This is a genomic window from Zobellia roscoffensis (genome assembly GCF_015330165.1).
Lineage (GTDB): Bacteria > Bacteroidota > Bacteroidia > Flavobacteriales > Flavobacteriaceae > Zobellia > Zobellia roscoffensis.
This window is the reverse complement of record NZ_JADDXT010000002.1, coordinates 1,397,650-1,422,632: the sequence shown is the minus strand read 5'-3', so window position 1 is coordinate 1,422,632 and position 24,983 is coordinate 1,397,650. Positions and strand designations below refer to the sequence as shown.

Genomic DNA, 24,983 nt, shown 5'->3' with positions numbered 1-24,983 from the left:
TGACTTATAATTCACGCGTAGGGAATTTAATGTTGTAGGGGATGATAAAATTGTTGTGAAATGCAAGAATTTGTATGAATGAAGATTGAAAGCTTCCTGATTACTGCATTTTACTTACCTTTGTGGCACTAAAAAAGAACCCTATGAGCGAGGCAGTTGAATCGTTGAATTTCATCGAACATATTGTTGAAGAAGACTTAAAAAATGGCTATTCTGAGGAGGATTTACGCTTCCGTTTTCCACCCGAACCCAATGGCTATTTACATATAGGCCATGCAAGTTCAATTTGCTTGAATTTTGGGCTGGGATTGCGCTATAATGCACCTGTTAATTTAAGGTTTGATGACACCAATCCGGCCAAAGAGGAACAGGAGTATGTAGACGCTATTAAGAAGGATGTGGAATGGCTTGGTTTTACATGGGATACCGAAAGGTATGCTTCTGATTATTTTCAACAATTGTATGATTGGGCTATTGAATTAATCAACAAAGGAAAGGCATATGTAGATGAGCAGTCATCGGAGGATATGGCCATCCAAAAAGGGACTCCTACACAATCTGGTACGAACAGTCCTTATAGAAATCGTTCTGTAGAAGAGAATTTGTCTATTTTTCAAAAAATGAAAGATGGTGAATTTGAAGAGGGAACACATGTATTAAGAGCAAAAATTGATATGGCTTCTTCTAACATGCTAATGCGCGACCCAATAATGTACCGAGTGTTACATAAATCGCATCACAGAACTAAAACCGATTGGTGTATTTATCCAATGTATGATTGGACACACGGTGAGAGCGATTATATAGAACAGGTATCACATTCTTTCTGCACACTTGAGTTTGCTATGCACCGCGAACTTTATGATTGGTTTTTAGATGAAGTAACGGATACGAAAAAATTACGTCCAAAACAGCGTGAGTTTGCACGTAGGAACCTTAGCCATACGGTAGTTAGTAAGCGTAAGTTGTTACAATTAGTGGAACAGAATGTGGTTACAGGTTGGGATGACCCTAGAATGAGTACCTTATCAGGATTACGCAGACGTGGTTATACACCCGAGTCTATCCGTAATTTTGTGGATACTATAGGAATTGCCAAGCGAGATAATTTGATTGATGTTTCTCTCTTAGAGTTTCATTTACGCGATCATTTGAATAAAGTTTCACCAAGGGTAATGGGTGTTTTAGATCCGGTAAAAGTGGTAATAACAAATTACCCGGAAGGCGAAGTAGAGTTATTGGAAACAGAAAATAACCCAGAAGACGAATCCGCAGGTATACGAGAAGTTCCTTTCTCTAGAGAGATATACATAGAGAAGGAGGATTTTAGGGAGGAAGCAAATCGTAAGTTCTTCCGTTTAAAACTGGGGGGTGAGGTTAGACTTAAATCGGGCTACATCATCAAAGCAGAAAGCTGTACTAAAGATACCGATGGGAATATTATAGAGATTCTATGTACGTATGATCCTAAAAGTAAGAGTGGGAGTGGTACAGAAGAAAGTCTCCGAAAAGTGAAAGGGACTTTACATTGGGTGTCTGTGGCCCATGCTTTGGAGGCCGAAATAAGATTGTATGATCGCTTGTTTACAGATGAAAGTCCTGATACACATAAAGATAAAGATTTCATGGAATTCATTAATCCAGACTCTTTGAAAGTGATCACTGGATTTTTAGAACCTAGTTTGGCAAATGCCAAATCTGGGGAGAGATTCCAATTTCAACGTATTGGCTATTTCTGTGTTGATCCAGATTCAACTAGTGAGAAATTGGTGTTTAATAAAACGGTTGGCTTAAGAGATACTTGGGCTAAACTTCAAAAACAATAAAAAATTCTTTTCTTAGTATATGAACTCCTTAGAGACATTTTGTTTCTAAGGAGTTTTTTGTGGATTTCTGTTAAATCAAACTCTATAAAATTTATCTATTTAAATTTTAATTTCTATTGAGTTTATATATTAAAATTGACTTTGTTTAGTGCCGTTAGATGATTTTTACAGACTAACCCTATATAATATATCCACTCAAGTGGGTTGTGGGGCTAAAATGGCTTTAAAAGCGTTAAATATCCCTTAAAATCATGTAAACGTTAATTTTCGAAGCGATTGAGGTAATATCGTTTCGATCTATGCAGTAAATTGCGGTGTACATAAGAAGGTGGTTTGTATTATTCATTTTATTAAAGCTGAGAAAATATCACCTTGTAATTTTAGTCAAGTATTAATTTAAAAAATAGAGATTATGTCAAACGATAGTGGAAATGTTTTGTTGGCCGTACTTACCGGAGCAATTATTGGAGTAGGAGCAGGAATATTGTATGCACCGGATAAAGGTGTGAAGACTAGAAAAAAAATTAAGAAGAACGCTTTAAAGACCAAAGATGATTTAACACACAGAATCACTCAGGCTACGGAAGAGTTAACAAAAACTGCCGAAGAGAAAAAAGTAGATTTCGAACAGAAATTAGAAGATACAATTTCTAATATGAGCTATAAGGCGGATGATATTATTATGAGTCTTGAGAACAAATTGGCCGAATTGAAGAAAAAGAACGCCCAATTACAGAAATAGTATATGGCATTTGATGAACTAAAAGAGAGCATATCAGAAGCTGAGGCAAGTGCTAAGTCATATTTAGACAGCAGCACGGAGTTTTACAAGTTAAAAGCCTTTAAATTGCTTATGAAAGGAGTTACGGGCTTTGCCCAAGCTGCTTTTATTGGTATTGCCGTAGTATTGGCCCTTTTATTTCTGTCCGTAGCAGCGGGTTTTTGGATAGGAGCGGAGTTGGAGAATACGGCTTTAGGTTTCTTGATAGTGGGAGGATCCTATGTTATTTTGGGAATATTGATTTTTGTTTTCCGCCGGTCATTGGTTAAACCTTTAATGGCTCGTTTTTCTGAACTTTATTTTGAGGAGATATGATACCAAAGAAATACACATCGTTTGAACAGATAGATCAAGATTTAAAAATCTTAAAACTACAGCAAGAAATAGAACGGGAAAATCTTAAAATGCAGGTTCAAATTACTAAGAGTAACTTGTATCCGTCCAATTTACTGGGTGGTTTTAGTGGTATTTTGCAGAAGTTGACACTTTCTATGGTTGCCAAAAAGTTGATGAAAAAATTCTAACTCTGAAGAAATTATAAAAAAGCCTCAAGAACATTGTTCCTGAGGCTTTTTTTGTATGGAAAAACAATCAAAAGTGAGGTTACTTTTTCTTTTCTTGTTGTGTTTTTTTCATGGATTCGCCAATCATATTACTGGCAGTAAATGAGGCAACCATGTTATTAAGCATATCACTACCTGCTTGTGGTGAATTAGGTAATAGAATTAAATTGGTGTTAGTTTCTTCACCTATGGATTGCAGGGTGTCATAGTGTTGAGTTACTACAATTAGGGCAGAGGCTTCTTGTGAATTGATACCTACTTTGTTTAGAACTTCAACAGATTCTTCCAATCCACGAGCAATTTCACGTCTTTGGTCAGCAATACCTTGCCCTTGTAATCTTTTACTTTCTGCTTCAGCTTTTGCTTTTTCTACGATGAGAATACGAGCGGCATCACCTTCAAATTGAGCAGCTATCTTTTCGCGCTCAGAGGCATTAATGCGGTTCATGGCTTCTTTTACCTGAGCATCTGGGTCAATGTCGGTTACTAAGGTTTTAATAATGTCGTATCCGTAGTCTAACATGGCTTCCTGTAATTCAGATTTTACGGCTATGGCAATATCATCTTTCTTTACGAAAACGTCGTCTAGCTTCATTTTAGGAACCTCGGCACGTACTACATCAAATACATACGAGGTAATTTGTTCGTGCGGATATTCCAACTTATAAAAGGCATCATATACCTTTTCCCGAATCACTACATATTGAACCGAAACTTTCAATTTTACAAAAACGTCATCCAATGTTTTAGTTTCAATGATAACGTCTAATTGCTGAATTTTTAAGCTCACTCTTGCTGCAATACGCTGTACATAAGGTATTTTAAACTGAATTCCCGATTGTCTAACACTGGTAAACTTCCCGAATGTTTCAATCAAAACCGCAGTTTGCTGTTTCACAATAAATACGCCGGAGAGAATAGTCACCACGACAAAGAATAGAATAGGTATCCAAATAAAACTGCCCATAATTTTTAAAGTTTAAGTTAACGGAATGAATTTACGAAACGCTTTATTGATATGTAGTAATTTTCTTGTGTTTGTTACATTAGTCGCGTTTTGATTGTTGCGGGCATAAAAAAAGCCTGAATAGAATGAACTATTCAGGCGCTTATGGTTAGGTATATTCCCTTGTAATTTTAGGCTAAAGTGGTAATTGCTTTTTGAATGCGAGCTATACTATCTTCTTTACCGATCATGGCCATGATATCAAATAAATGCGGGCCTTTCATATCACCAACAATCACTAAACGTAGTGGTGGCATTACTTTACCGAAGGATAGTTCTTCTTTGCCAATCCAAGCCTTAACAGTAGTTTCAACATTTTCAGATGAGAAATCTGAAATTCCTTTTAGTACTGATACCAAACGGTTTAGACTTTCAGGAGTACCTTCTTTCCACTGTTTTTTAACGGCTTTTTCATTGTATGAAGTAGGTGCTAGGAAGAAGTAATCGGATAAATCCCAGAAGTCAGCAACGAATACCGCGCGTTCCTTTATTAATCCAACCACCTTTTCGAGATAGTCATCTGCTTTTTCATCTACCGAAATAGATTTCTGTTTTAAAATATCGACATATAATTTAGCTAATTCAGCATCGGACTTGGTCTGTAGGTATTGCTGATTGTACCATTTGGTTTTGTCAGGGTCAAAACGAGCTCCGGACTTGTTAACCCGCTGTAGGCTGAACGTTTCTACCAATTCCTCAAGACTAAAAATTTCTTGTTCCGTACCAGGGTTCCAGCCTAAAAGAGCTAAGAAATTAACAACAGCTTCGGAGAAATAACCTTCTTCTTTGTATCCAATAGATTCATTCCAGCTTAATGGAAATACAGGGAATCCCATTTTTTCACCGTCACGTTTGCTAAGTTTCCCTTTTCCTACAGGTTTCATTATTAAGGGTAGGTGAGCAAATTCAGGGGCATTCCACCCAAAAGCATCGTATAATTGCTGGTGTAGTGCTAAAGAAGGCAACCACTCCTCACCACGAATAACGTGTGTAATTTCCATTAAATGGTCATCTACAATGTTGGCAAGGTGATAGGTAGGCATTCCGTCACTTTTGAAAAGAACTTTATCGTCTAAAACATTAGTGTCTATTTCAATAGTGCCTCTAACAATATCCTTTAAATGTAGTTTTTCATCTGGCGGCGTTAAAAAACGAACCACATAATCTTCACCTTCATCTAGGCGTTTTTGAACATCTTCTGGCATTAGGGATAGGGAGTTATCTAGTTTTAAGCGGTTGTGCCAGTTATAGATAAAGGTTTTGCCTTTTGCCTCGTGATCTTTACGGTGAGCATCTAACTTTTCTGCGGTGTCAAAGGCGTAATACGCTTTTCCGTTAGCTATTAGTTCTTCAACATATTGTTTGTAAAGGTGTTTACGCTCGCTTTGTCTGTAGGGGCCAAAATCACCTTTTATACCAGGCCCTTCGTCAAAAGTAAGTCCACACCAGTTTAGCGCGTCAATAATATACTGTTCTGCACCTTCAACATACCGGTTTTGATCAGTGTCTTCTATTCTCAAAATAAAGTCTCCACCGTGCTTTTTGGCGAATAAATAATTGAATAGGGCAGTGCGGACACCACCTATATGCAATGGCCCTGTAGGGCTTGGTGCAAAACGTACGCGTACTCTTTGGCTCATGGCTAAAAATTTATGGCGCAAAGGTATAAAAAGCTCCTTATCTCCACAAAGTAAACATATGAAACCACAGCATAAAGGGCTTAGGGTAGGTTCTAAGGGCTCAGGTGCTTTTTTCTGTATCTTTACAATCTATGAATGGTTATCAGAACATACTTCAAAAGCTGAACGGTTTTGTCAGAAAGTACTATACCAAAATGCTTATTAAGGGCATATTGTTGTTTGTAGCCTTCGGCGCCCTCTTCTTTTTCGTTGTTCTTGGTGTTGAATACCTGCTTTGGCTCAATTCTACGGGCCGCTTAGTGCTGTTAGTGCTATTTGTGTGTATTGAGCTGTCCTTATTGTTCAAATACATTCTAACGCCTTTATTCTATCTGTTTCGGTTAAAACAGGGTATTAGTAACAGAGAAGCTTCTGTTTTGATAGGCAAACATTTTCCTGAAGTAGGCGATAAGCTATATAATCTTATTGACTTAGGAGAGGACAAAAACCAATCGGAATTATTGTTGGCTAGTATTGAACAGAGGAGTGAACGTATGCGTTTAGTGCCGTTTACGAAGGCAGTAGAATTTAAGGATAACTTAAAATATTTGAAATACCTTGTTATTCCGGCATTGGTGGTGTTTGTTATTGGCATATCGGGTAATCTCAAACCTTTTTTTGGTTCTGTAGATCGCGTTGTAAATTATAACATGGCTTATGAGCCACCGGCTCCTTTTTCGTTTCATTTATTATCCAATGAGTTAAGTGTATTGGATTCTAAGGAATTTTCGCTTCAAGTGACTACTGAAGGTGTTGTTAAGCCGGAAACAGTATTTATTATTATAGATGGTAAACAATCTATTTTACAAGAAGATAACGGTAGGTACCATTATACATTTACGCCCCCTTTGAAGTTTATTGATTTTCATTTTATGGGCAATGGAATACGTTCTAAGCATTACAAATTGGATGTTCTTAAGACTCCTGTAATAAAGGATTTTCAAGTGAAGTTGGATTACCCAAACTATACAGGCAAACCATCGGATACCTTAAAAAGTACGGGCAACGCTGTATTTCCAGAAGGGACCAAGGTTACTTGGGTGGTTTCAGGTGAGAATACTGAAGTTATCAAATTAATTACTGCCGATACCGTTCAGAATTTTTTAAAAAATGAAAACGATTTTAGCATTCATAAACGGGTGTATAACGATTTGAATTATGAGGTAACAACATCCAATACGAATGTATCGGATTATGAGAAATTAAGTTACAAGTTTACCGTGGTTAAAGATGCGTATCCCTCAATAAAGGTAAAGCAAGTATTAGATACACTTAATCCTAATGTAGGATACTATGTTGGAGAGGCCGCTGATGATTATAAACTAAACAGTATTAAATTGGTTTGTTATGCTGACGATGATCCAGAGAACAGGCAAATTATAGTGTTGGGTAATCCTAGTTCTAATTTTGATCAGTTTTATTACACGTTTCCTTCAGGCCTGCAATTAGAGGCAGATAAAAAGTATAGCTTTTATTTTGTAGCGGTAGATAATGATGCTATTCACAAAGGCAAGGCTACCAAATCTCAGGTGTTTTCTTTGTCTTTATTAGATGAGGATCAATTACGGAATAAAGAGTTGGAATCCCAGCAATCCCTTATAAACAATTTAGATAAGTCTTTAGAGAAGTTCAAAGAACAGAAGGAAGACCTAAATGATATAAATAAGGAACAAAAGGAAAAAAATCAGTTGAATTTCACGGAGCAGAACCAAATAAAGGATTTTCTTAAGAAGCAGCAGCAACAGGAAAGTCAGATGGAAAAATTCAGCAAACAGCTTAAAGAGAACCTCAATAAGTTGAACAGTGATGATAAGATGAATAAATTACTGCAAGAGCGTTTGGAACGTCAGGAATTGCAGGCAAAGAAGAACGAAAAGTTGCTGGAAGAACTCAATAAAATTGCTGATAAAATTAATAGGGAGGAGCTCTCTAAACGATTAGAGGAATTAGGGAAAAAGCAAAAGAATGGGGAGCGTAACCTGGAGCAGTTATTGGAACTGACCAAACGGTATTATGTAACCGAAAAGGTAGATCAATTGGCTAGGGATTTGGATAAAATAGCCAAAGAACAAGAGAAAGCAGCTGATACTCCGGATAAATCAGGTGAAAAGGAGAAACAAGAAAAATTAAATAAGGTATTCGAAGAAATAGAAGAAGAGTTAGACGAGCTCCAGAAGGATAATGAGGAATTAAAGAAACCCCTAGATTTGGATCGTAATAAAGAGAAGGAGGGAGAAGTAAAGAAAGAGCAAGAAGAGGCCTTAAAAGAGCTCGAAAAGCAAGAATTGGAGAATTCTAATGCAGAGGAAAAGGAGGAGTCTTCTAAAAAGGCCTCAAAGAAGCAAAAGTCTGCCGCACAGAAAATGAAGGAAATGAGCGAGCAATTGAGCCAATCAGCAGCTAGTGGTGGTGGTGATTCTTCCATTACGGAAGATGCTGAAATGCTTAGACAAATTTTAGATAATTTAATTACTTTCTCCTTTAAGCAAGAACTATTGTACGACAGTCTAGAAGATATTGATGCAGATAGTCCACAGTTTTCCAATGCTATCCATAAACAACAAGAATTACGGGAGCTATTTGAACATGTAGATGATAGCCTTTTTGCGTTGTCGCTCAGACGTGCAGAGCTTTCAGAGTTTGTTAACGAGCAAATTACTGAGGTGTATTATAATGTGGATAAGACTTTGGAGAGCATAGCTGAGAATCAAATATACCAGGGAGTATCTTACCAAAAGTATGTTTTAAGTGCCTCGAATAGTTTAGCGGATTTTCTTGCTAAAATTTTAGATAATATGGAACAGAGTATGATGTCTGGCAAGGGCGAAGGCGAGGGTGAGGGTTTTCAGCTTCCAGATATCATAAAGGGCCAGCAGGAGCTGAAGGAGAAAATGGATGGTATGGGAAAACCCGGACAAGGAAAGCCCAGTCAAGGTGATGGTAAAAGCGGCAAAGGGGAGGGTTCTAAAGATGGAGAGGGAAAATCCAAAAAGGGTGAAGGGCAAAAAGCTGGTGAAGGAGACGATGGTCAAGGAGACGATGGTCAAGGAGAACAGGGACAAGGAAAAGATGGCAAGGGGAATAGTGGAAAGGAACAAGGAGGTCAGTCTGGTGGTGGTTCAGGACAACTTTCGGAATCTGAGCTTCAGGAGGTTTATGAGATTTACAAGGAACAACAAAAGTTGCGTCAGCAATTGGAACAGCAATTAGTTGACATGATGAATGCCGGAGATAAGAAGTTGGCTCAAAAACTTATAAAACAAATGGAAGATTTTGAAAATGATCTTCTTGAAAATGGCGTTACACACCGGAGTAATTCAAAGATTAATAACATTCAGTATGAAATGTTGAAGTTGGAGAATGCTGCTATGAAACAAGGTAAGAAACCTGAAAGAGAGAGTAATACAAATACCAATCAGTTTCAAAACCCTATTATTACTAAACCCTCATTATTAGAGAATTATCGCAATGAAATTGAGATTTTAAATAGACAAAGCTTACCTTTGCGCCAAAATTTTCAAAACAAGGTTAAAGAATATTTTAAAACGGATGATTGAGTTTCACTATAAGACGGATTTTGCTTTAGAAACGGAGGATAAATATGTAGATTGGTTGAAAGCCGTTATAGATTCTGAAGAAGGAGAATTGAGTCAAATAGATTATGTTTTTTGTTCAGATGAAGAGGTTCTCGAGATGAATGAAAAATATCTTAATCACAATACCTATACAGATATTTTGACGTTTGATTATACAGAGGGAAAGCGTGTTGGTGGCGATATTTTTATTTCTGTTGATAGAGTGAAGGAGAATGCAAAGGAATTCAATACTCCTTTTGAAGAAGAAATGCGTAGAGTTATGGCGCATGGAGTGCTACATCTTTTTGGATTTAAAGATAAATCTGATTTAGAAGTTAAAACAATGCGGCACAAAGAAGACGAAAAGATTAAAATGTTCCACGTGGAACATTAAGAGTATGCCGGTTACATTATGTGTTTCTGGTTTTGAGTATGTATAGTAGATAATCACATTTTATAGGATAAGAGATGTTTGCAGAGGAGTATGATGTTATAGTAGTTGGAGGTGGTCACGCAGGAGCGGAGGCAGCGGCGGCAGCTGGAAATATGGGTTCCAAAACCCTTTTGGTTACCATGAATTTACAGACCATAGGGCAAATGTCCTGTAATCCAGCTATGGGAGGGATTGCTAAAGGACAAATTGTTCGCGAGATAGATGCACTTGGAGGTTTAAGTGGAATTATTACGGATAAGTCCGCTATTCAGTTTAAAATGTTGAATAAATCTAAAGGACCTGCCATGTGGAGTCCGCGTGCGCAGAATGATCGCATGCGGTTTGCTGAAGAATGGCGCTTGGCTTTGGAGAATATACCAAACGTTGATTTTTACCAAGAAATGGTTAGCGGATTGCTAATTGAGAACGGTAAAGTTGTTGGGGTAAAGAGTTCTTTAGGAATAGATATAAGGTCTAAATCTGTTATTCTAACGAACGGTACTTTTTTAAATGGTCTTATCCATATTGGAGAAAAACAGTTTGGTGGTGGAAGGGCAGGAGAGAAAGCTGCAACCGGTATCACTGAACAATTGCTTCAATTGGGGTTTGAAAGTGGTCGTATGAAGACAGGAACACCACCACGGGTTGATGGTCGCTCTTTAGATTATTCAGTTATGATTCCACAACCTGGGGATGAAATACCTGAGAAGTTTTCCTATTTACAAACGCCCGTTTTGACTACCCAACGTGATTGTTTTATGACTCATACAAGTGAATTGGTTCATGATGTGTTGCGTGAAGGTTTCGATAGGTCGCCTATGTTCAATGGGAGAATCAAAAGTATAGGGCCACGTTATTGTCCGTCTATAGAGGACAAGATTAACCGCTTTGCAGATAAGAATAGTCATCAGATTTTTGTTGAACCTGAGGGTTGGGATACGGTAGAAGTTTATGTAAATGGCTTCTCAACTTCGTTGCCCGAGGATGTTCAATTTAAAGCATTACGTTCGGTGGTAGGATTTGAAAAGGTTAAATTTTTCAGACCTGGTTATGCTATAGAATATGATTATTTTCCGCCAACACAATTGAAACATACCTTAGAAACTAAACTTGTAGAGAACCTGTATTTTGCTGGTCAGATTAATGGAACCACAGGGTATGAAGAAGCTGCTTCTCAAGGTTTAATGGCGGGTATGAATGCTCATTTAAAAATCAAGGAAAAGGAAGAATTTATACTTCAAAGGGACGAAGCGTATATAGGAGTTTTGATTGATGATTTGATTACAAAGGGCACAGAAGAGCCGTATCGTATGTTTACTTCTAGAGCAGAATACAGAACTTTACTGCGACAAGATAATGCAGATTTGCGTTTGACTCCACGTAGTTTTGATATTGGTTTGGCCAAAAAAGAACGCTTGGATAGGATGGAGGAGAAGGAGAAGAAATCTGATTCTTTTGTAAATTTCTTTAAAGAAACGAGCGTTAAGCCGGAGGATATTAATCCTATTTTGGAGAGTGTAGATTCTGCTTTGGTAAAGCAATCTGATAAGATGTTCAAGGTTTTTTCGAGACCAAAAGTAACCATGGAGCACATGCTTAAATTAGAAACTGTTTCGGGTTTTGTGGAAGATAATAATCTTGACCGAGAGGTGCTAGAACAGACAGAAATTCAAGTTAAATATTCTGGATATATCGCCAAGGAAAAGAACAACGCGGATAAATTATTACGTCTTGAAAATGTAAAAATCCCTGCTAATTTTGACTATTCAAAATTGAAGTCTTTGTCGTATGAAGCACGAGAGAAATTGAATTCCATACAGCCGGTTACGATCGCGCAGGCAGCTAGAGTGAGTGGAGTAAATCCTTCGGATATAAGTGTGTTGTTAGTGTACTTGGGAAGATAGTTTTTGAGAACGTTCCACGTGGAACATATGTCATTTCCACGCTAAGTTTCTAAATAAGAATAGCACGGAGACATTAAAAAGAAAGACACGCTAGTATACGCTATTGCTTATAGAGCATGAATTTTTAAAAGGTTTATAAATTATAATACGTAAGGGTTTTTGAACGGGTTCTAGATAAGAACTGTTTGAAAATCCTTTTTAATTTTCTATTTGTATAGAACGAGTGGGGTAGGGTAAAATTGCTTTGGGCTCGATTTTTGTTGAAGTATTTTTTCAATCTAAAAGTGCTTTCAAATGAAACGATATCTGTTTGTTTTGTGTCTTGCCATAATGGTTCAATCTTGCATTCCGGTACGGATTGCGCCAAACATAAAAGACTATAAATTATCTAAAGGAAAGAAGTTTAAAAGAAGTCTTTCCAAAAGAACAATGTTCATTTTTGAAGACCCTAAAGAAGCGGAACATTTTTACAATTATGTAAATACAAAGTTTCAATTGAATCATGAAAATGTATATGATGATATACCATTTATGATTGATGGAAAAACTTATTTTTTTGCGTTTTATGAAACAGCTATTCCTACTAAAGTTTTGAATTTGGCACCAGCTATTTTTAGTGCAACTTTGAATGCCGCTTTAGATACTGATGATGATTACGTTGGTGGAGAAGATTTAATCAGAACAGATAATTGGTATATTGCCATTGAGGTGTACAGTGATTATGAAAAAGACTGTCTTCATGAAGATTCGTTTTCAAGAGAGCTAGTTTTGAATTATCTTCGAACTCTCAAAAAGGAATACCTTACCACGCACAACTATAATGAAACCGTTTTTAAAAACTAAGGACTTCTCAATTACCGGTGAAGACTTTGAATTACTTTTAGATGAAGAGCTGCAAATGTTGGTGACCAAACCCCAACCAAAAGATCTTCAAAAGTTCTACGAAAGTGATGCCTATATTTCGCATACTGATGCTTCCAAATCTGCTATAGATAAAATGTATCAGGCGGTAAAAAAAATTAGCCTTGCTCAAAAAGTATTTTTAATAAATAGGTATGCAAATCAGAATAAAACGTTGTTGGATGTTGGTGCAGGTACAGGAGATTTTTTGTTGGAAGCTGAAAAATGGAAATGGTCCGTTAAAGGAGTAGAGCCAAATCAAGATGCTAGAATTCGTTCTCGTGAAAAGAAAATGGAATTGTTATCTAGTATAGATGAAGTGCCTCAAACCAAATTTCAGGTTATTACGCTTTGGCATGTTTTAGAACATCTGCCAGATTTGGACTTACAAATAGCAAAAATTATAGAAAGGTTAGAAGATGATGGTGCACTTGTTATTGCTGTTCCAAATTTTAAATCTTACGATGCTAAACATTACAAAGAATTTTGGGCGGCTTATGATGTTCCTAGACACCTTTGGCATTTTTCTAAAGAAGCCATAGGGAAGATATTTGCAAAACATGATATGCAATTGATGAAAACAAAACCCATGTGGTTTGATGCTTTTTATGTCTCTATACTTTCTGAAAAATATAAAACAGGGAAGCAGAATTTTATCAAAGCATTTTTTGTGGGCCTATATTCAAATCTGGTTGCTGTTTTTAACGGGCAACCTTCCTCAGTAATCTATATTCTCAAAAAGCAGGAGTAAACCTCAATTTTTGGCTTAAAACTTGTTTTAAGCCGTTTTAAGGCCGTATGTTGGGTTGTGGTTTATGAGTATGTGTTTTTGAAAAAATCTTCTCTGTATGCTGTTTTCATGAGGCTGTTTTTGATAATTTTCCTTTATACTAAATCGATTTCAAGATAGAAACTCCTTATGGCATGTTTTTTTATCCTTTTAAAGGTGATCGAAATATATTTCTTGAATCGTTGCTTCTTCGTCCACATTTAAAAATTAGATGACAACAATTAAAAAAGCTTTTCTATTTTTGCGCAACTTGAAAATTAATTTCTTTAGAATTTAATAAGATTTAGGTTTTAGAATTAATTAGCGAAGAGTAAAAAGTAGACTAATAATAAACTTAATTATGAAAAACGTAGTAGTGGTATTCTTGATGTTGGTAATGGTTTCTTGTCAACAGGAAAAAATTGGATTTGTAGACAATGTAAAATTGATGGAGGAATACCAAGAAAAAATTGATGTTGAAGCAGCGTTTCAGGTAAAGGTAGATGCGCTTACTAAAAAGAGGGATAGTATTTCTCAGGCTTTTCAAATGGAGGCACAGGCGTTTCAAACTAAAGCTCAAAAATTGTCTCAGGCAAAAGCACAAGAAGAGTATGGTGTAATGCAACAAAAAGGTCAGATGATCGGTCAGCAATTACAACAAGAAGATCAGCAACTGCAATTGTTGGGTCAGACTGAAATGGATAGCATCATCAGCAAGGTAAAAAAAGAAGTAAAGGCATATGGAAAATCTAAAGGTTACAGTTACATTCTTGGTGGCGGTGATGGCGGTAGTGTTCTTTATGGCTCAGATGCCAATGACTTAACTTCAGAAATCGTAAAGCTTCTGAACGATAAGTATAAGAAGTAACATAGCTTCTTGTTATTTAAAAAAGGGTCTGTTGATTAATCAACAGACCCTTTTTTTACTTTTGAAGTATATACACTAGGAATATAGCGGGCATGAAATAGACAGCAATGGTTTTTGCACCTTCATAATCTTTTGCCATTCTTTGGCCAAACATTAGCATTAGTAAAGAAATGCAGGAAAGTATACTGCCGTAAAGTGCAATGCTACTTTCTCCTAGTATTAATATTTGATATAGACCTACAGCACATAAAATGCCGGATGCCATCTCTATTAGAACTAACGTGCTCAATAGAAGCGGAACTAAGTTTTCTAATGGAGTCCCGGCAAAGTGTTCTTTTAACCAAGAAAGATTGCCTTTCCAGTCAAACACTTTGTCAATACTACTTTGAACAAAAACAATTATTAAAAAAAATAGGATTAAAATTTCGGTAGCATAGTGGAGAAATGTGTCCATAGACTTTGGGTTTTGCAGTTGGTGCAATTAAGTTAGCAAAAAAAATCTATAGTGTAGCATAGCTTATGCTGCTTTTCTATGCAACAAGCGCGTTAGCTTTATGGAAAGGTCTGTAAGTATAATTTTAGAATTTCCGTTTCGTTCAATATGGTAAATAGCATCCTCAAGTTCTTTTACAATAGTTAGAATGTTGTTTTCATGAATAAAAGGAGCAAATTTGTCTAGGCTAAAACCATCAGTATGAATGCGCATAAAAGCAAGGTCCTTCGCATTAAAATTAATGAGCATAGCTTGGCGCATTACGGTTATGCAGTAGTGTAAAAACTTCTTTTGAGTCTCACGACCAGTTTTAGCCACTTCTTCACTCCACATAATAAGGTCTTGGATAGCACTTTTGTTTCCTTTAGCCTTAAAAGCACTACGAACCCATTGTACAAACCATTTTTCAAAAATTAGGTCTTCAGAATCTTCGTTCAGTAAATCTAGCGCCTTGTTAAAATTTCCGTTAGCTTCATGAGCTATACGAAGGGCTTCCTCTCTTAGCGCTCCTTTTTCTATTAGGGCATTGGCCATAGCTTCTTCCGCAAGAGGGGGAAAATGTAAAACTTGGCAGCGAGAACGTATGGTCTGTATAATTTGTTCCTCGTCTTCGGTAATGAGAATAAAGACGGTTTTATTAGGGGGCTCTTCAATTAGTTTTAAAAGCTTGTTGGCAGCCGCAGTATTCATTTTTTCGGCCATCCAAATCAACATTACTTTATGTCCCCCTTCGTATGATTTTAAAACTAGTTTCTTAACAACATCCTGAGCTTCATCAACACCAATCTGACCTTGTTTTTTTTCAATACCTATTAAACGGTACCAGTCAAAAAGATTTCCGTAGGGTTGTTCTTTTACAAATTTTCGCCATTCTTCCATATAGTGATTACTGACCGCATGGCTTTTTACCTTGTCAGAGTTGGAAACGGGAAAAGCAAAATGCATATCCGGATGAGAAAGCGCACCAAATTTAAGATTGCAACTTTGGTTTTCTCCGTTGTTCTCTCCCCCACTGTTGCCGCAAATAACATATTGCGCATAAGCAATAGCCATAGGCAAGGTTCCAGAGCCCTCTGGTCCTACAAATAACTGTGCGTGCGGAATTCTACCTGCGTTGGCACTAGTTGCCAAATGAGTCTTAATATGTGATAGCCCTAAAATGTCGTTGAACAGCATGGCTCAAAGATAACTTTTTTAATAGATACGATCCAAAGGTGTCAACATCATAAATATGGTTAATATATAGAGTCTATTGGTTTTCGGTTACCAGTCTACCATCCTTTTTATTACATTTGCGGCTCTCTAAAACCGCATAACATGAAAACTGTAAACGACTTTAATTTTGAAAATAAGAAAGCCCTCATTCGCGTTGATTTCAACGTTCCTTTGGATGAGGATTTCAATGTTGCCGATGCTACCCGTATAGAAGCGGCAAAACCAACAATTATAAAAGTGCTAGAAGATGGTGGTAGCGCCATTTTAATGAGCCATTTGGGAAGACCAAAGGGACAAAAAAATGCCGATCTATCTTTGCAGCATATTGCTAACAAAGTTTCAGACGTTATTGGTGTTACCGTAAAATTTGTTGCTGATTGCGTAGGTGATGTAGCCGAAAAAGCAGCAGCTGATCTTAAGCCAGGAGAAATACTATTGTTGGAAAACTTAAGGTTTCACGCGGAAGAAGAAAAAGGGGATGAAGGTTTTGCCGAACAACTTTCTAAATTAGGTGATATTTATATTAATGACGCCTTTGGTACTGCGCACAGAGCTCATGCCTCAACCACTATTGTGGCAAAGTTTTTTACTGATAAAAAATGTTTCGGATTTTTGTTAGCCAAAGAAATTGAAGCAATTGATAAGGTAATGCAAACGGGTGAAAAGCCAGTTTTAGCAATTTTAGGAGGAGCGAAAGTTTCTTCCAAAATTACTATTATCGAAAATATACTGGATAAAGTAGATCACCTAATTGTTGGCGGTGGTATGACATATACTTTTGTAAAAGCACAGGGCGGTCAAGTAGGCGATTCTATCTGTGAGGATGATAAAATGGACTTGGCAATGGACATCCTAAAACAAGCCAAAGAAAAGAACGTGGAAGTTCATATTCCTGTTGATGTATTGGCCGCAGATGATTTTGCAAACGATGCAAACACACAAATTGTAGACGTAACCAAAATACCTGACGGATGGCAAGGTTTGGACGCAGGTCCAAAAACTTTGGAGAACTTTAAAGAGGTAATCTTAAAGTCAAAAACCATTCTTTGGAACGGTCCTATTGGTGTTTTTGAAATGGAGAGCTTCGCAAAAGGAACTATCGCTTTAGGTAATTATATTGATGAGGCTACGCAAGGCGGTGCTTTTTCACTTGTAGGAGGTGGTGATTCCGTTGCTGCCGTTAAGCAGTTCGGTTTTGATGATAAGGTAAGTTATGTTTCTACTGGAGGTGGCGCTATGTTAGAAAGCTTAGAGGGAAAAACCCTGCCTGGTATTGCTGCAATAATCGGCTAACAAAGGCGTTATCGGTAAACGGGCACACGTTTAGTTGTATAAAAATTTTATTTTTTCAGAAAAAAGTACGATTTTAGAAGGGTTACAGTTAGCTGTAACCCTATACTAATCAAAGCAATTGGCACCGCTATATATGCACTTTCAATGGTAAAAAACAGAAAGCGTTTTTTTATAATATTTTCAAGTCTTGTTTTGGCCATGCCTTTGGTAGCCCAAGAGCAGGAACGGGATTCTGTTGTGGGTTCTCAAAATCCAACAGATGAGATTGTCGCAGATACATTGGCAATGGATTTGAACGGCATTGAGCAGATGGAGCAAATGGCTCTTGATAGTACTGAAATTAACGATAGTCCTATCGGCCTCAAAAAGGATAGTTTAGACTTGTCTTTTAAGCTTCGGGATTTACCTGAAGCCGCTAAATATGATAGCCTTTGGATGAAGGAACTTTATGCAAACGCATCGCTATCTGATGAAATGTTTCGTGAAGTAGAGCATTTAGATTACGATAAGACCTACCCTACTTCTCTTCCAACGGACACGCTTAAAGCACGTTTGGAAAGGTTGAACCAAAAAACACCGTTTAACATAGCTTACAATCCCTCTTTAGAGAATGTGATCAAATCATTTCTTTTTAGAAAAAGAGATTTGATGGAGCGTATGTTGACCGTGAGCCAATTCTATTTTCCGCTGTTTGAGCAGGAATTAGATAATTACAATATTCCATTAGAAATGAAATATCTTTCTATTGTAGAATCTGCATTGAATCCACGAGCCCGTTCTCGTGTTGGAGCAACCGGGCTATGGCAGTTTATGTACGGCACTGGTAAGCAGTATCAATTGGACGTGTCTAGTTATGTAGATGATCGTCGTGATCCTATAAAAGCAACCACGGCAGCTTGCCAATTTCTTTCTAAACTTTATGACATTTATGGCGATTGGGATTTGGCCCTTGCGGCTTATAATTCTGGTCCTGGCAATGTAAACAAGGCTATTAGGAGATCTGGTGGGCACAAAAATTATTGGAACTTACGCCGGTACTTGCCTAGAGAAACTGCGGGGTATGTTCCTGCATTTTTGGCTACCATGTATCTTTTTGAATATGCTGAAGAGCATGGAATAAAAGGAAAAAAAATAGAACGAGCTTATTTTGAAACGGATACAGTACACATAAAAAGCATCATAACGTTTGACCAAATTTCTGAGTTAACTGGTGTTAGTAAGGAGGAATTAAAGGTATTGAACCCTTCTTATAAATTAGATGTTATTCCTTTTGTTGAAGGGAAAACACATGCGTTACGTTTACCTAAATACGCTATGGGAAGCTTTGTTCATAATGAAGATGCCATTTATGCCCACATTAAAAAGGAAATGGATAGCGAAGAGAGCCCGCTGCCACAAATGGTAAAGGAGGCGGAACAGAACCGTATTCGTTACAAAGTTCGTAGCGGAGATTTTCTGGGCAAAATAGCGGAACGCTATGGAGTTGGTGTAAGCCAGCTAAAACAATGGAATGGCTTACGCAGTAATAACCTTAGAATTGGGCAACGACTTACAATTTTTCCAAGAAAAATGCCTAGTGCAGCAGTTGTTTCAACAAAAACATCAACTTCTTCAAAGAGTTTTCCTCCAGGCACAAAGACCCACACAGTGCGCAGTGGAGACTCACTTTGGACCATCTCAAAAAAATATCCAGGAATTTCTGTTGAAAATTTACGACAATGGAACGGTATTAGTGGTAAGAATCTAAAACCGGGCACAAAATTGAAATTGTGCGAATGTTCATCGTAAACCTATACCAAAATGAAACAAGCTGGAACACTATTTTTACTCTTTTCCTTAGCACTTTTATCCTGTAAAGACGGCAAGAATCAAAACTACCTTCCTACCTCAGTTGGAGCCATAAACTCTATGGTTGTTGTGATTGATAACGAATTATGGAAAGGTAACGTGGGCGATAGTATCAGAAGTCATTTTGCAGCCCCTGTAGTTGGTATGCCTATGGATGAGCCTCTGTTTACCATAGATCAAATAGCACCTAAATTTTTTACGGGTTCCGTTAGAAATACGCGCTCTATTCTTTATGTAGTGGAAGATTCATTGAATCTGGCGCATATAAAAAGTGACATGTATGCTTCTCCACAACGTGTTGGGGTTATTAAAGGCACAACTAAAGCAGAGGTCATTGAAAATATTGACGCTGAAGCAGATGAAATTATTGCTGCTTTTAAAGATATGGAGATCGAAGCGGCCCAAAAGCGCTTTAATCGTTCATTAAACAAAGAAACTGAGTTACAGGATAAGTTTGGTGTCAAATTAAAAATACCCTCAATCTACAAAGTAGGTAAGCAAGAAGACAATTTTGTATGGATTGACCGTGAAATACAAAAGGGCACAGCTAATATTGTTGTATATGAGATGCCTGCTAACAGTTTTGATAGTGATTCTACCTTGGTGAAGGATATAGTGGCTATGCGGGACTCTATTGGGGCTAAATATATTCCTGGACCGGATGTTACCGGTAAAATAACCCACATGCGTACGGAGCCAGCATTTGCTCCTTACGTATATCCTGTAGAGATAGCTGGCTTAAAAGGGGTTGAAGTAAGAGGGCTTTGGGATATTAAAAATTACCCAATGGCCGGGCCGTTTTTGACCTATATTCTAAACGATAAGGTAAACAATAGAAAATTGGTTCTTGAAGGTTTTGTCTTTGCTCCTGCTACGCAAAAGAGAAATGACCTTTTTGAATTAGAGGCCATATTAAAGACCTTAAAAATAGAAAGTTTAGCAAAATAGCTTCGAGTTTTTAATTGTCGACTTAATGAAAACGCCCGTCTTTATAAGACAGGCGTTTCTATTTTACACCTGTTTTGTTTAAGCGAATACAAAGCCCGTAGAGAGCCTGTAAATAAGTGCATATACAGCAACCATCAATAAAGCAAAACAAAACCACGAGTATACTTTAAAATACTTGGTGAGCATTTTAAAAGTCCAGTCTCTAAAAGCCTCTACATAAATTTCCTTGAAAATTAATAATTTTCGCATAACATCAATTATGAGATTCGTTACAAAGTTGAGATGTAATTGCCTATGTTACACATAAAATAGATGAAGAGGCAGGATATTAAGGTGTGTTAGTAGCTTATTTGAAATAGAGGATAAACAGTTTCTTTACGGGATGAATAACCATTTTTGACTTTCAAATTTATTTTTTGGTGACACCGGTTTATTGATTTTTCATACACCAATATATCTTACTTTGTGTAGGAGAACATTAAATATGAAAATGTAAGTTATTTTAATGTGCTTCTTCTTCTTGGTAGATGTCAGAATTTTTAAGCATAAAAAAACCGCTGCGTAATGGGCAGCGGTTTTAGATATGGGATTTATGGTTTTTACATGTTTAGTATAATAAATTCTGACCTTCTGTTTAGCACGTGGTCTGCTTCCGAACAAGGTGATGATCCATCACAATCATTAAGCAGTCTGTTCTCTCCGTAACCAGTGGCACTTTCTATACGGTTGGAGTCAATACCTTGAGAAATGATATAGTCTCTTGTAGACTTCGCTCTTTTATCCGAGAGGTATTCGTTATAAACTTTGCTACCACGTGAATCTGTATGAGATTCAATTTTAATAACCATAGATGGGTATTCTTTCATTACGCTAACCAACTTATCCAATTCTTTGGAGGCATCAGGTCTTATTTGAGATTTATCAAAGTTAAAGTAAATCATTTCAGTCTTGATTTTCTTGATGCCATCTTCAACAGCAATCATTTCTTCAAGACGCTTCATAGCTATATCTACTTTTGTTGTATCATTTACTGTAGTTTCTACTAACCTTTCATTATCTACGAATTTAGGCTGTACCGTTTTTAAAGTGTATTGTGTTGAGTCGTTTAGGTCTTCAAAAATAAAGCTTCCGTCGTCTTCGGTTACCATTTCTTTAAGTTTGATACCATTTTCATCCAAAAGCTGTACTAATGCTTGAGGCATTACATCTCCTGTTACCATTTCGGTTACAAAACCTGCAATGGCATTATTGTTTTCAGGAACTTCTTCTAGAATTAATCGCTTAAAAGAATAGATATCATCATCTCCCTTACCCCCTTCTCTATTAGAAGCGAAATAACCTTGTTGGTTTTCTTCGTTTACGATATAAGAGAAATCATCTTTATTACTATTAACTGGCTGACCTAAGTTTTTAACTTCCGCAAACCCTTCTTCTTCGTCATAAGCACTTTCATAAACGTCTAGACCACCTAGGCCAGTAAATCCGTCAGATGAAAAATAAAGTTTGGTTCCGTTAAAGAATGGGAACATTTCACGTTGTTCCGTATTAATGGTTGGCCCTAAGTTCCTAGCTTCGGAGAAACTACCGTCTTCTAGAATATCTACTACAAAAATATCGGTCTTACCTAAACTACCTGGCATGTCTGAAACAAAATAAAGTTGTTTTCCGTCAGGGCTTAGAGCTGGGTGACCCGTAGAATAGTTATCACTATTAAAAGACACTTCTTCTGCTTCTGTCCATTCTGTATCTATTTTCGTAGACTTGTAAATTTTTAAGTGGTTTACACCATTATTGTCTCTCTTTAATTTCTTTCCGTAATTGTTACGTGTAAAATACATGGTACTGTTATCCGGTGAAAAGGTTACCGAAGCTTCATGATATTTTGTGTTTATTTTTTTAGAGAATTTAAGAGCATCTTTTAGGTCATTAGACTCTTCATTAATTTTAGCTACATATAAATCCAAATAAGGTTGGTCGTTCCATTTATACCGTCTGGTACTAAAAAATGATGAGTCCTTAGCCGAAGAAAAAACTACTTGATTAGAATCTAAGAACATTGGAGAAAAATCAGAATACTCTGTGTTGACCGCTAAGTTCTTTATTTCAAAATCTTTTTTAGAATTAAGGATGTTATCCAATGTACTTTCGTTTGCTTGAAGGTTATTAGATAATTCACTGGCAGGAGCATCTTTCATTTTTTTACTATAAAGGCGCATAAGACGTTTTGATCTAGCATATTTTCCTGTACCTTTTAAAGAATGTGCATACTTGAAAATGTTTTCCGAAGACATTTCTTTACCATAGTTTTCGTAAAGTACATTATACCACTCATATGCTTTTTCCATATTTGTGTTAAAATAGTAAGCATCCGCAGTTTTTTGAATAACTTCTTTGGAACGGTTTTTACCACCTTTCTCCAAGGCTTGCTCGTAAAGGTCAGCAGCCTCGGCATACCACATTTTATCAAAGTAATGATCGGCACGTTGTAGAAGTTTAGTCTTATTGGATGTTTCTGAAATGGTATTAATTGGCGTTTCTACTTCAGTAACATCAGTATCAATAGGATCAAGAATTTCGTCTTCAGAATTAATAATAGAGGCTACATCTGCTTCTGTTTTTTGAATTTCGTTGGTTTTTTCTAGTTCTGAAAAATCTGAAGATTCAGTAATGGTTTCCATAGCTACAATACCATTCTCAATAGACTCGGCCTCATCATTAAAATCAACACCGTCACCTCCTATTGCAACACTATTTTCTATTTCAAGAATCCACTTATCTTTTGCGTAGTTACCATCTAAATTAGAAGCGCAAGCATCTACAGCTTCAAGACCAAATGGGTAATAAGCCAGATACACATAATTAAGGTCGTTTTCCGGATTTAGAATATATCCAGCAGACTCAAAACCTTTCTTACGTAATTTCTTAAGTGTTTTGTTTAAAGTTTTGTCTTTACTAAAAACACCTGAAATGATGTAATAACCATTTTCAGTACCAGAAAGACCACTAAATGTTCTGTGTGGAATCTCATACCTATCTGCAGCCTCTTCAAAGGTTTCTGTTATAGAAAACGTTTCAGAGTCAACTGGCGTAAAATTGACCGTTTCCGTTTCTGGCTCGGTCGAAGTTACTATTTCTTCTGAATCAAGATTCTCAAAGTCTTGGGCAAAACAGGCAAAAGACAGAAGAAAAATAAATGCGGTTATTAGTTTTTTCATGATTTTGGGTGTTTAAAAAATCTAGAGATTTTTAAAATTTGGCTGGTGTTTTTTATAGAAATTTACTTGTAGCATGGTATGACAGCGTTGTGTTTTACCTTAATACTATCTTTTGATAACGTAAATTTCGGGTGAAGGTTACGTATCTACTGATTTTTGTTGTGAAAACCTTGTTTTGAGAAGTGAATGCTCTTTAAATTGATGTGAGCATTTTAAACAGGGTAAATTCTAGAAATTCGAGAAGAATGAGATGCGCGATATCTTCGATAAACAATAAATACCGTTTGGTATTTATATAAAACATAAAAAAACCTCTGACGTAAATCAAAGGTTTATAAATCATCAAGAATTAGGGATGTTCCTATTCTTTTTTCTCTTCTAACGTATCGTCTTCTTTAGAGGCATCTTTAAATTCTTTAATACCACTACCAAGTCCACGCATCAATTCTGGAATCTTTTTTCCTCCGAACAATAAAAGAACCACTAAAACTACGATTCCTATTTGCCATGGTCCTATCGCTAAAAATATCTGTAAAGTTGTCATATTTTCATTTTTAAACAGATTCAAAGATACTAAAAAAGTTACTTGATTAACCCTAAATATACATGCAAGCAGATTATTTTAACAGATTTGTGCTAGTTTTCTTAAATGTGTTGGCAGCATGACCATGGTATTTACAAGAATCATTAATTTAGAACAACGGTATAAGAATCCGATTCCATCCTTTATATTTGCTCCATGGCCAAAAAAGTCAAAAAGAGAAAAGAGATTAAACGCAAACTGCTTCATAAGTATCGTTTGGTTATTCTTAATGAATCTACTTTTGAAGAGAAAATCTCTTTTAAATTAAGTCGTCTTAACGTTTTTGTTACCGGTTCACTATGTATTATTGGTTTAATTGGCCTTACTACGTTATTAATCGCCTTTACCCCTTTAAGAGAATACATACCTGGATATTCTAGTACTAAGCTTAAAAAACAAGCTACGGACCTTACTTATAAAACGGATTCCTTAGTGGCCTCATTAAATAATACCAATAAGTATTTAGAAAGTATTCGTATGGTATTACGAGGAGATGTGGCTTCTCAAGAAGTAAATTTAGACTCATTACGAGAACAGTTTAAGATAGACCCATCTAGCGTAGACCTTACACCTATAAAAGAAGATTCTCTTTTAAGGGCAGAAGTGGCTTTGGAGGATAAATACAATCTTTTTGAACGTAGCGCAACAGCAGCAGAAATTGAGTTGTTTCCTCCTTTGAGTGGAGAAATATCTAATCAGTATGATCCGGAAAAGCGTCATTATGCAGTAGATGTTACGGCGCCTAAGGACACTCCAATTAAGGCAGTTGCTAATGGTACAGTTATTTTTTCTGAATGGACTGCAGATACGGGCTATGTTATTATACTTGAACATAAAGACGGACTTCTGAGTGTATATAAACACAATGGATCTTTAAATAAAACACAAGGCGAAGTTGTTAGGGCAGGTGAAGTAATTGCCTCTGTTGGTAATACAGGTGAATATACAACTGGACCTCACCTCCATTTTGAACTTTGGAGTAATGGTAATGCTGTAAACCCGTTGGATTATATAGACTTTTAATTAGGACTTTTGACTATTAATTTATCAAAAGGAAAAAACTCTCTTAAACTGATATCTGATT

Annotated in this window: 21 protein-coding genes; 14 read left to right on the top strand and 7 right to left on the bottom strand. The window is 36.6% G+C overall.

The annotated features are described in order from the left end of the window. Nucleotides 1-143: 143 nt before the first annotated feature. The 4 genes from IWC72_RS06140 (at nt 144) to IWC72_RS06125 (ending at nt 3,131) form a co-directional block, all read left to right on the top strand. A complete protein-coding gene (locus tag IWC72_RS06140; protein WP_194529177.1) occupies nt 144-1,826 on the top strand; it encodes a glutamine--tRNA ligase/YqeY domain fusion protein in 1,683 nt (560 codons plus the stop codon). A gap of 412 nt (nt 1,827-2,238) precedes the next feature. Beyond that, the gene (locus IWC72_RS06135) at nt 2,239-2,568 is read left to right on the top strand and encodes a YtxH domain-containing protein (RefSeq protein WP_194525334.1); all 330 of its coding nucleotides are present in this window, start codon (nt 2,239-2,241) and stop codon (nt 2,566-2,568) included. A 3-nt stretch (nt 2,569-2,571) separates the two neighbouring features. Beyond that, on the top strand, nt 2,572-2,922 hold the full coding sequence (locus IWC72_RS06130) for a hypothetical protein (protein ID WP_194525333.1): 351 nt from the start codon (nt 2,572-2,574) through the stop codon (nt 2,920-2,922). Next, nucleotides 2,919-3,131 carry a DUF6327 family protein gene (locus IWC72_RS06125; RefSeq protein ID WP_194525332.1) on the top strand — a complete coding sequence of 71 codons (213 nt, stop codon included), beginning with the start codon at nt 2,919-2,921 and terminating at the stop codon, nt 3,129-3,131. The genes IWC72_RS06130 and IWC72_RS06125 overlap by 4 nt, the downstream gene beginning before the upstream one ends. A 79-nt stretch (nt 3,132-3,210) precedes the next feature. Here the strand turns inward: IWC72_RS06125 and IWC72_RS06120 are convergent, their stop codons facing one another. Beyond that, complete coding sequence (locus IWC72_RS06120) at nt 3,211-4,137, bottom strand: SPFH domain-containing protein (RefSeq protein ID WP_194525331.1); 927 nt, start codon at nt 4,135-4,137, stop codon at nt 3,211-3,213. A gap of 170 nt (nt 4,138-4,307) precedes the next feature. Further along, on the bottom strand, nt 4,308-5,816 hold the full coding sequence (gltX, locus tag IWC72_RS06115; protein ID WP_194529176.1) for a glutamate--tRNA ligase: 1,509 nt from the start codon (nt 5,814-5,816) through the stop codon (nt 4,308-4,310). A 131-nt stretch (nt 5,817-5,947) separates the two neighbouring features. Between gltX and IWC72_RS06110 the strand changes: the two genes are divergently transcribed. The 6 genes from IWC72_RS06110 (at nt 5,948) to IWC72_RS06085 (ending at nt 14,304) form a co-directional block, all read left to right on the top strand. Continuing rightward, a complete protein-coding gene (locus tag IWC72_RS06110; protein WP_194529175.1) occupies nt 5,948-9,412 on the top strand; it encodes a DUF4175 family protein in 3,465 nt (1,154 codons plus the stop codon). Next, nucleotides 9,405-9,824 carry an rRNA maturation RNase YbeY gene (gene ybeY / locus IWC72_RS06105; RefSeq protein WP_194529174.1) on the top strand — a complete coding sequence of 140 codons (420 nt, stop codon included), beginning with the start codon at nt 9,405-9,407 and terminating at the stop codon, nt 9,822-9,824. The genes IWC72_RS06110 and ybeY overlap by 8 nt, the downstream gene beginning before the upstream one ends. Before the next feature lie 74 nt (nt 9,825-9,898). Then, nucleotides 9,899-11,767 (top strand): tRNA uridine-5-carboxymethylaminomethyl(34) synthesis enzyme MnmG, encoded by a 1,869-nt coding sequence (gene mnmG, locus IWC72_RS06100; RefSeq protein ID WP_194529173.1) that lies wholly within the window; start codon nt 9,899-9,901, stop codon nt 11,765-11,767. A 294-nt stretch (nt 11,768-12,061) separates the two neighbouring features. Next, nucleotides 12,062-12,610 (top strand): hypothetical protein, encoded by a 549-nt coding sequence (locus IWC72_RS06095; protein WP_194529172.1) that lies wholly within the window; start codon nt 12,062-12,064, stop codon nt 12,608-12,610. Then, the gene (locus IWC72_RS06090; protein WP_194529171.1) at nt 12,588-13,418 is read left to right on the top strand and encodes a class I SAM-dependent methyltransferase; all 831 of its coding nucleotides are present in this window, start codon (nt 12,588-12,590) and stop codon (nt 13,416-13,418) included. The genes IWC72_RS06095 and IWC72_RS06090 overlap by 23 nt, the downstream gene beginning before the upstream one ends. A gap of 379 nt (nt 13,419-13,797) precedes the next feature. Beyond that, entirely contained in the window at nt 13,798-14,304 is a 507-nt protein-coding gene (locus IWC72_RS06085) for an OmpH family outer membrane protein (RefSeq protein WP_194525324.1), read from the top strand. Between the two features lie 55 nt (nt 14,305-14,359). Here IWC72_RS06085 and IWC72_RS06080 read toward each other — a convergent pair whose 3' ends face one another. Then, nucleotides 14,360-14,758, bottom strand: coding sequence for a DoxX family protein (locus IWC72_RS06080; RefSeq protein ID WP_194525323.1), 399 nt, complete (start codon nt 14,756-14,758; stop codon nt 14,360-14,362). Between the two features lie 63 nt (nt 14,759-14,821). Then, a complete protein-coding gene (locus IWC72_RS06075; RefSeq protein WP_194529170.1) occupies nt 14,822-15,973 on the bottom strand; it encodes a DNA polymerase III subunit in 1,152 nt (383 codons plus the stop codon). A gap of 141 nt (nt 15,974-16,114) precedes the next feature. Between IWC72_RS06075 and IWC72_RS06070 the strand changes: the two genes are divergently transcribed. From IWC72_RS06070 to IWC72_RS06060, 3 genes are all read left to right on the top strand, one after another. After that, nucleotides 16,115-17,305 carry a phosphoglycerate kinase gene (locus IWC72_RS06070; RefSeq protein WP_194529169.1) on the top strand — a complete coding sequence of 397 codons (1,191 nt, stop codon included), beginning with the start codon at nt 16,115-16,117 and terminating at the stop codon, nt 17,303-17,305. Between the two features lie 144 nt (nt 17,306-17,449). Further along, a complete protein-coding gene (locus tag IWC72_RS06065; protein ID WP_226979504.1) occupies nt 17,450-19,093 on the top strand; it encodes a LysM peptidoglycan-binding domain-containing protein in 1,644 nt (547 codons plus the stop codon). A 12-nt stretch (nt 19,094-19,105) separates the two neighbouring features. Further along, on the top strand, nt 19,106-20,101 hold the full coding sequence (locus IWC72_RS06060; protein ID WP_194525320.1) for a DUF4837 family protein: 996 nt from the start codon (nt 19,106-19,108) through the stop codon (nt 20,099-20,101). Between the two features lie 78 nt (nt 20,102-20,179). Here IWC72_RS06060 and IWC72_RS06055 read toward each other — a convergent pair whose 3' ends face one another. The 3 genes from IWC72_RS06055 to tatA form a co-directional block, all read right to left on the bottom strand. Then, on the bottom strand, nt 20,180-20,350 hold the full coding sequence (locus tag IWC72_RS06055; RefSeq protein ID WP_194529168.1) for a DUF6747 family protein: 171 nt from the start codon (nt 20,348-20,350) through the stop codon (nt 20,180-20,182). A gap of 350 nt (nt 20,351-20,700) precedes the next feature. Beyond that, a complete protein-coding gene (locus IWC72_RS06050) occupies nt 20,701-23,316 on the bottom strand; it encodes an OmpA family protein (protein ID WP_226979503.1) in 2,616 nt (871 codons plus the stop codon). A gap of 361 nt (nt 23,317-23,677) precedes the next feature. Beyond that, nucleotides 23,678-23,860 (bottom strand): twin-arginine translocase TatA/TatE family subunit, encoded by a 183-nt coding sequence (gene tatA / locus IWC72_RS06045; protein ID WP_194525318.1) that lies wholly within the window; start codon nt 23,858-23,860, stop codon nt 23,678-23,680. A 195-nt stretch (nt 23,861-24,055) separates the two neighbouring features. Here tatA and IWC72_RS06040 point away from each other — a divergent pair, with 195 nt between their 5' ends. Further along, the gene (locus tag IWC72_RS06040; protein ID WP_194529167.1) at nt 24,056-24,922 is read left to right on the top strand and encodes a M23 family metallopeptidase; all 867 of its coding nucleotides are present in this window, start codon (nt 24,056-24,058) and stop codon (nt 24,920-24,922) included. The last annotated feature ends 61 nt before the right edge of the window (nt 24,923-24,983 follow it).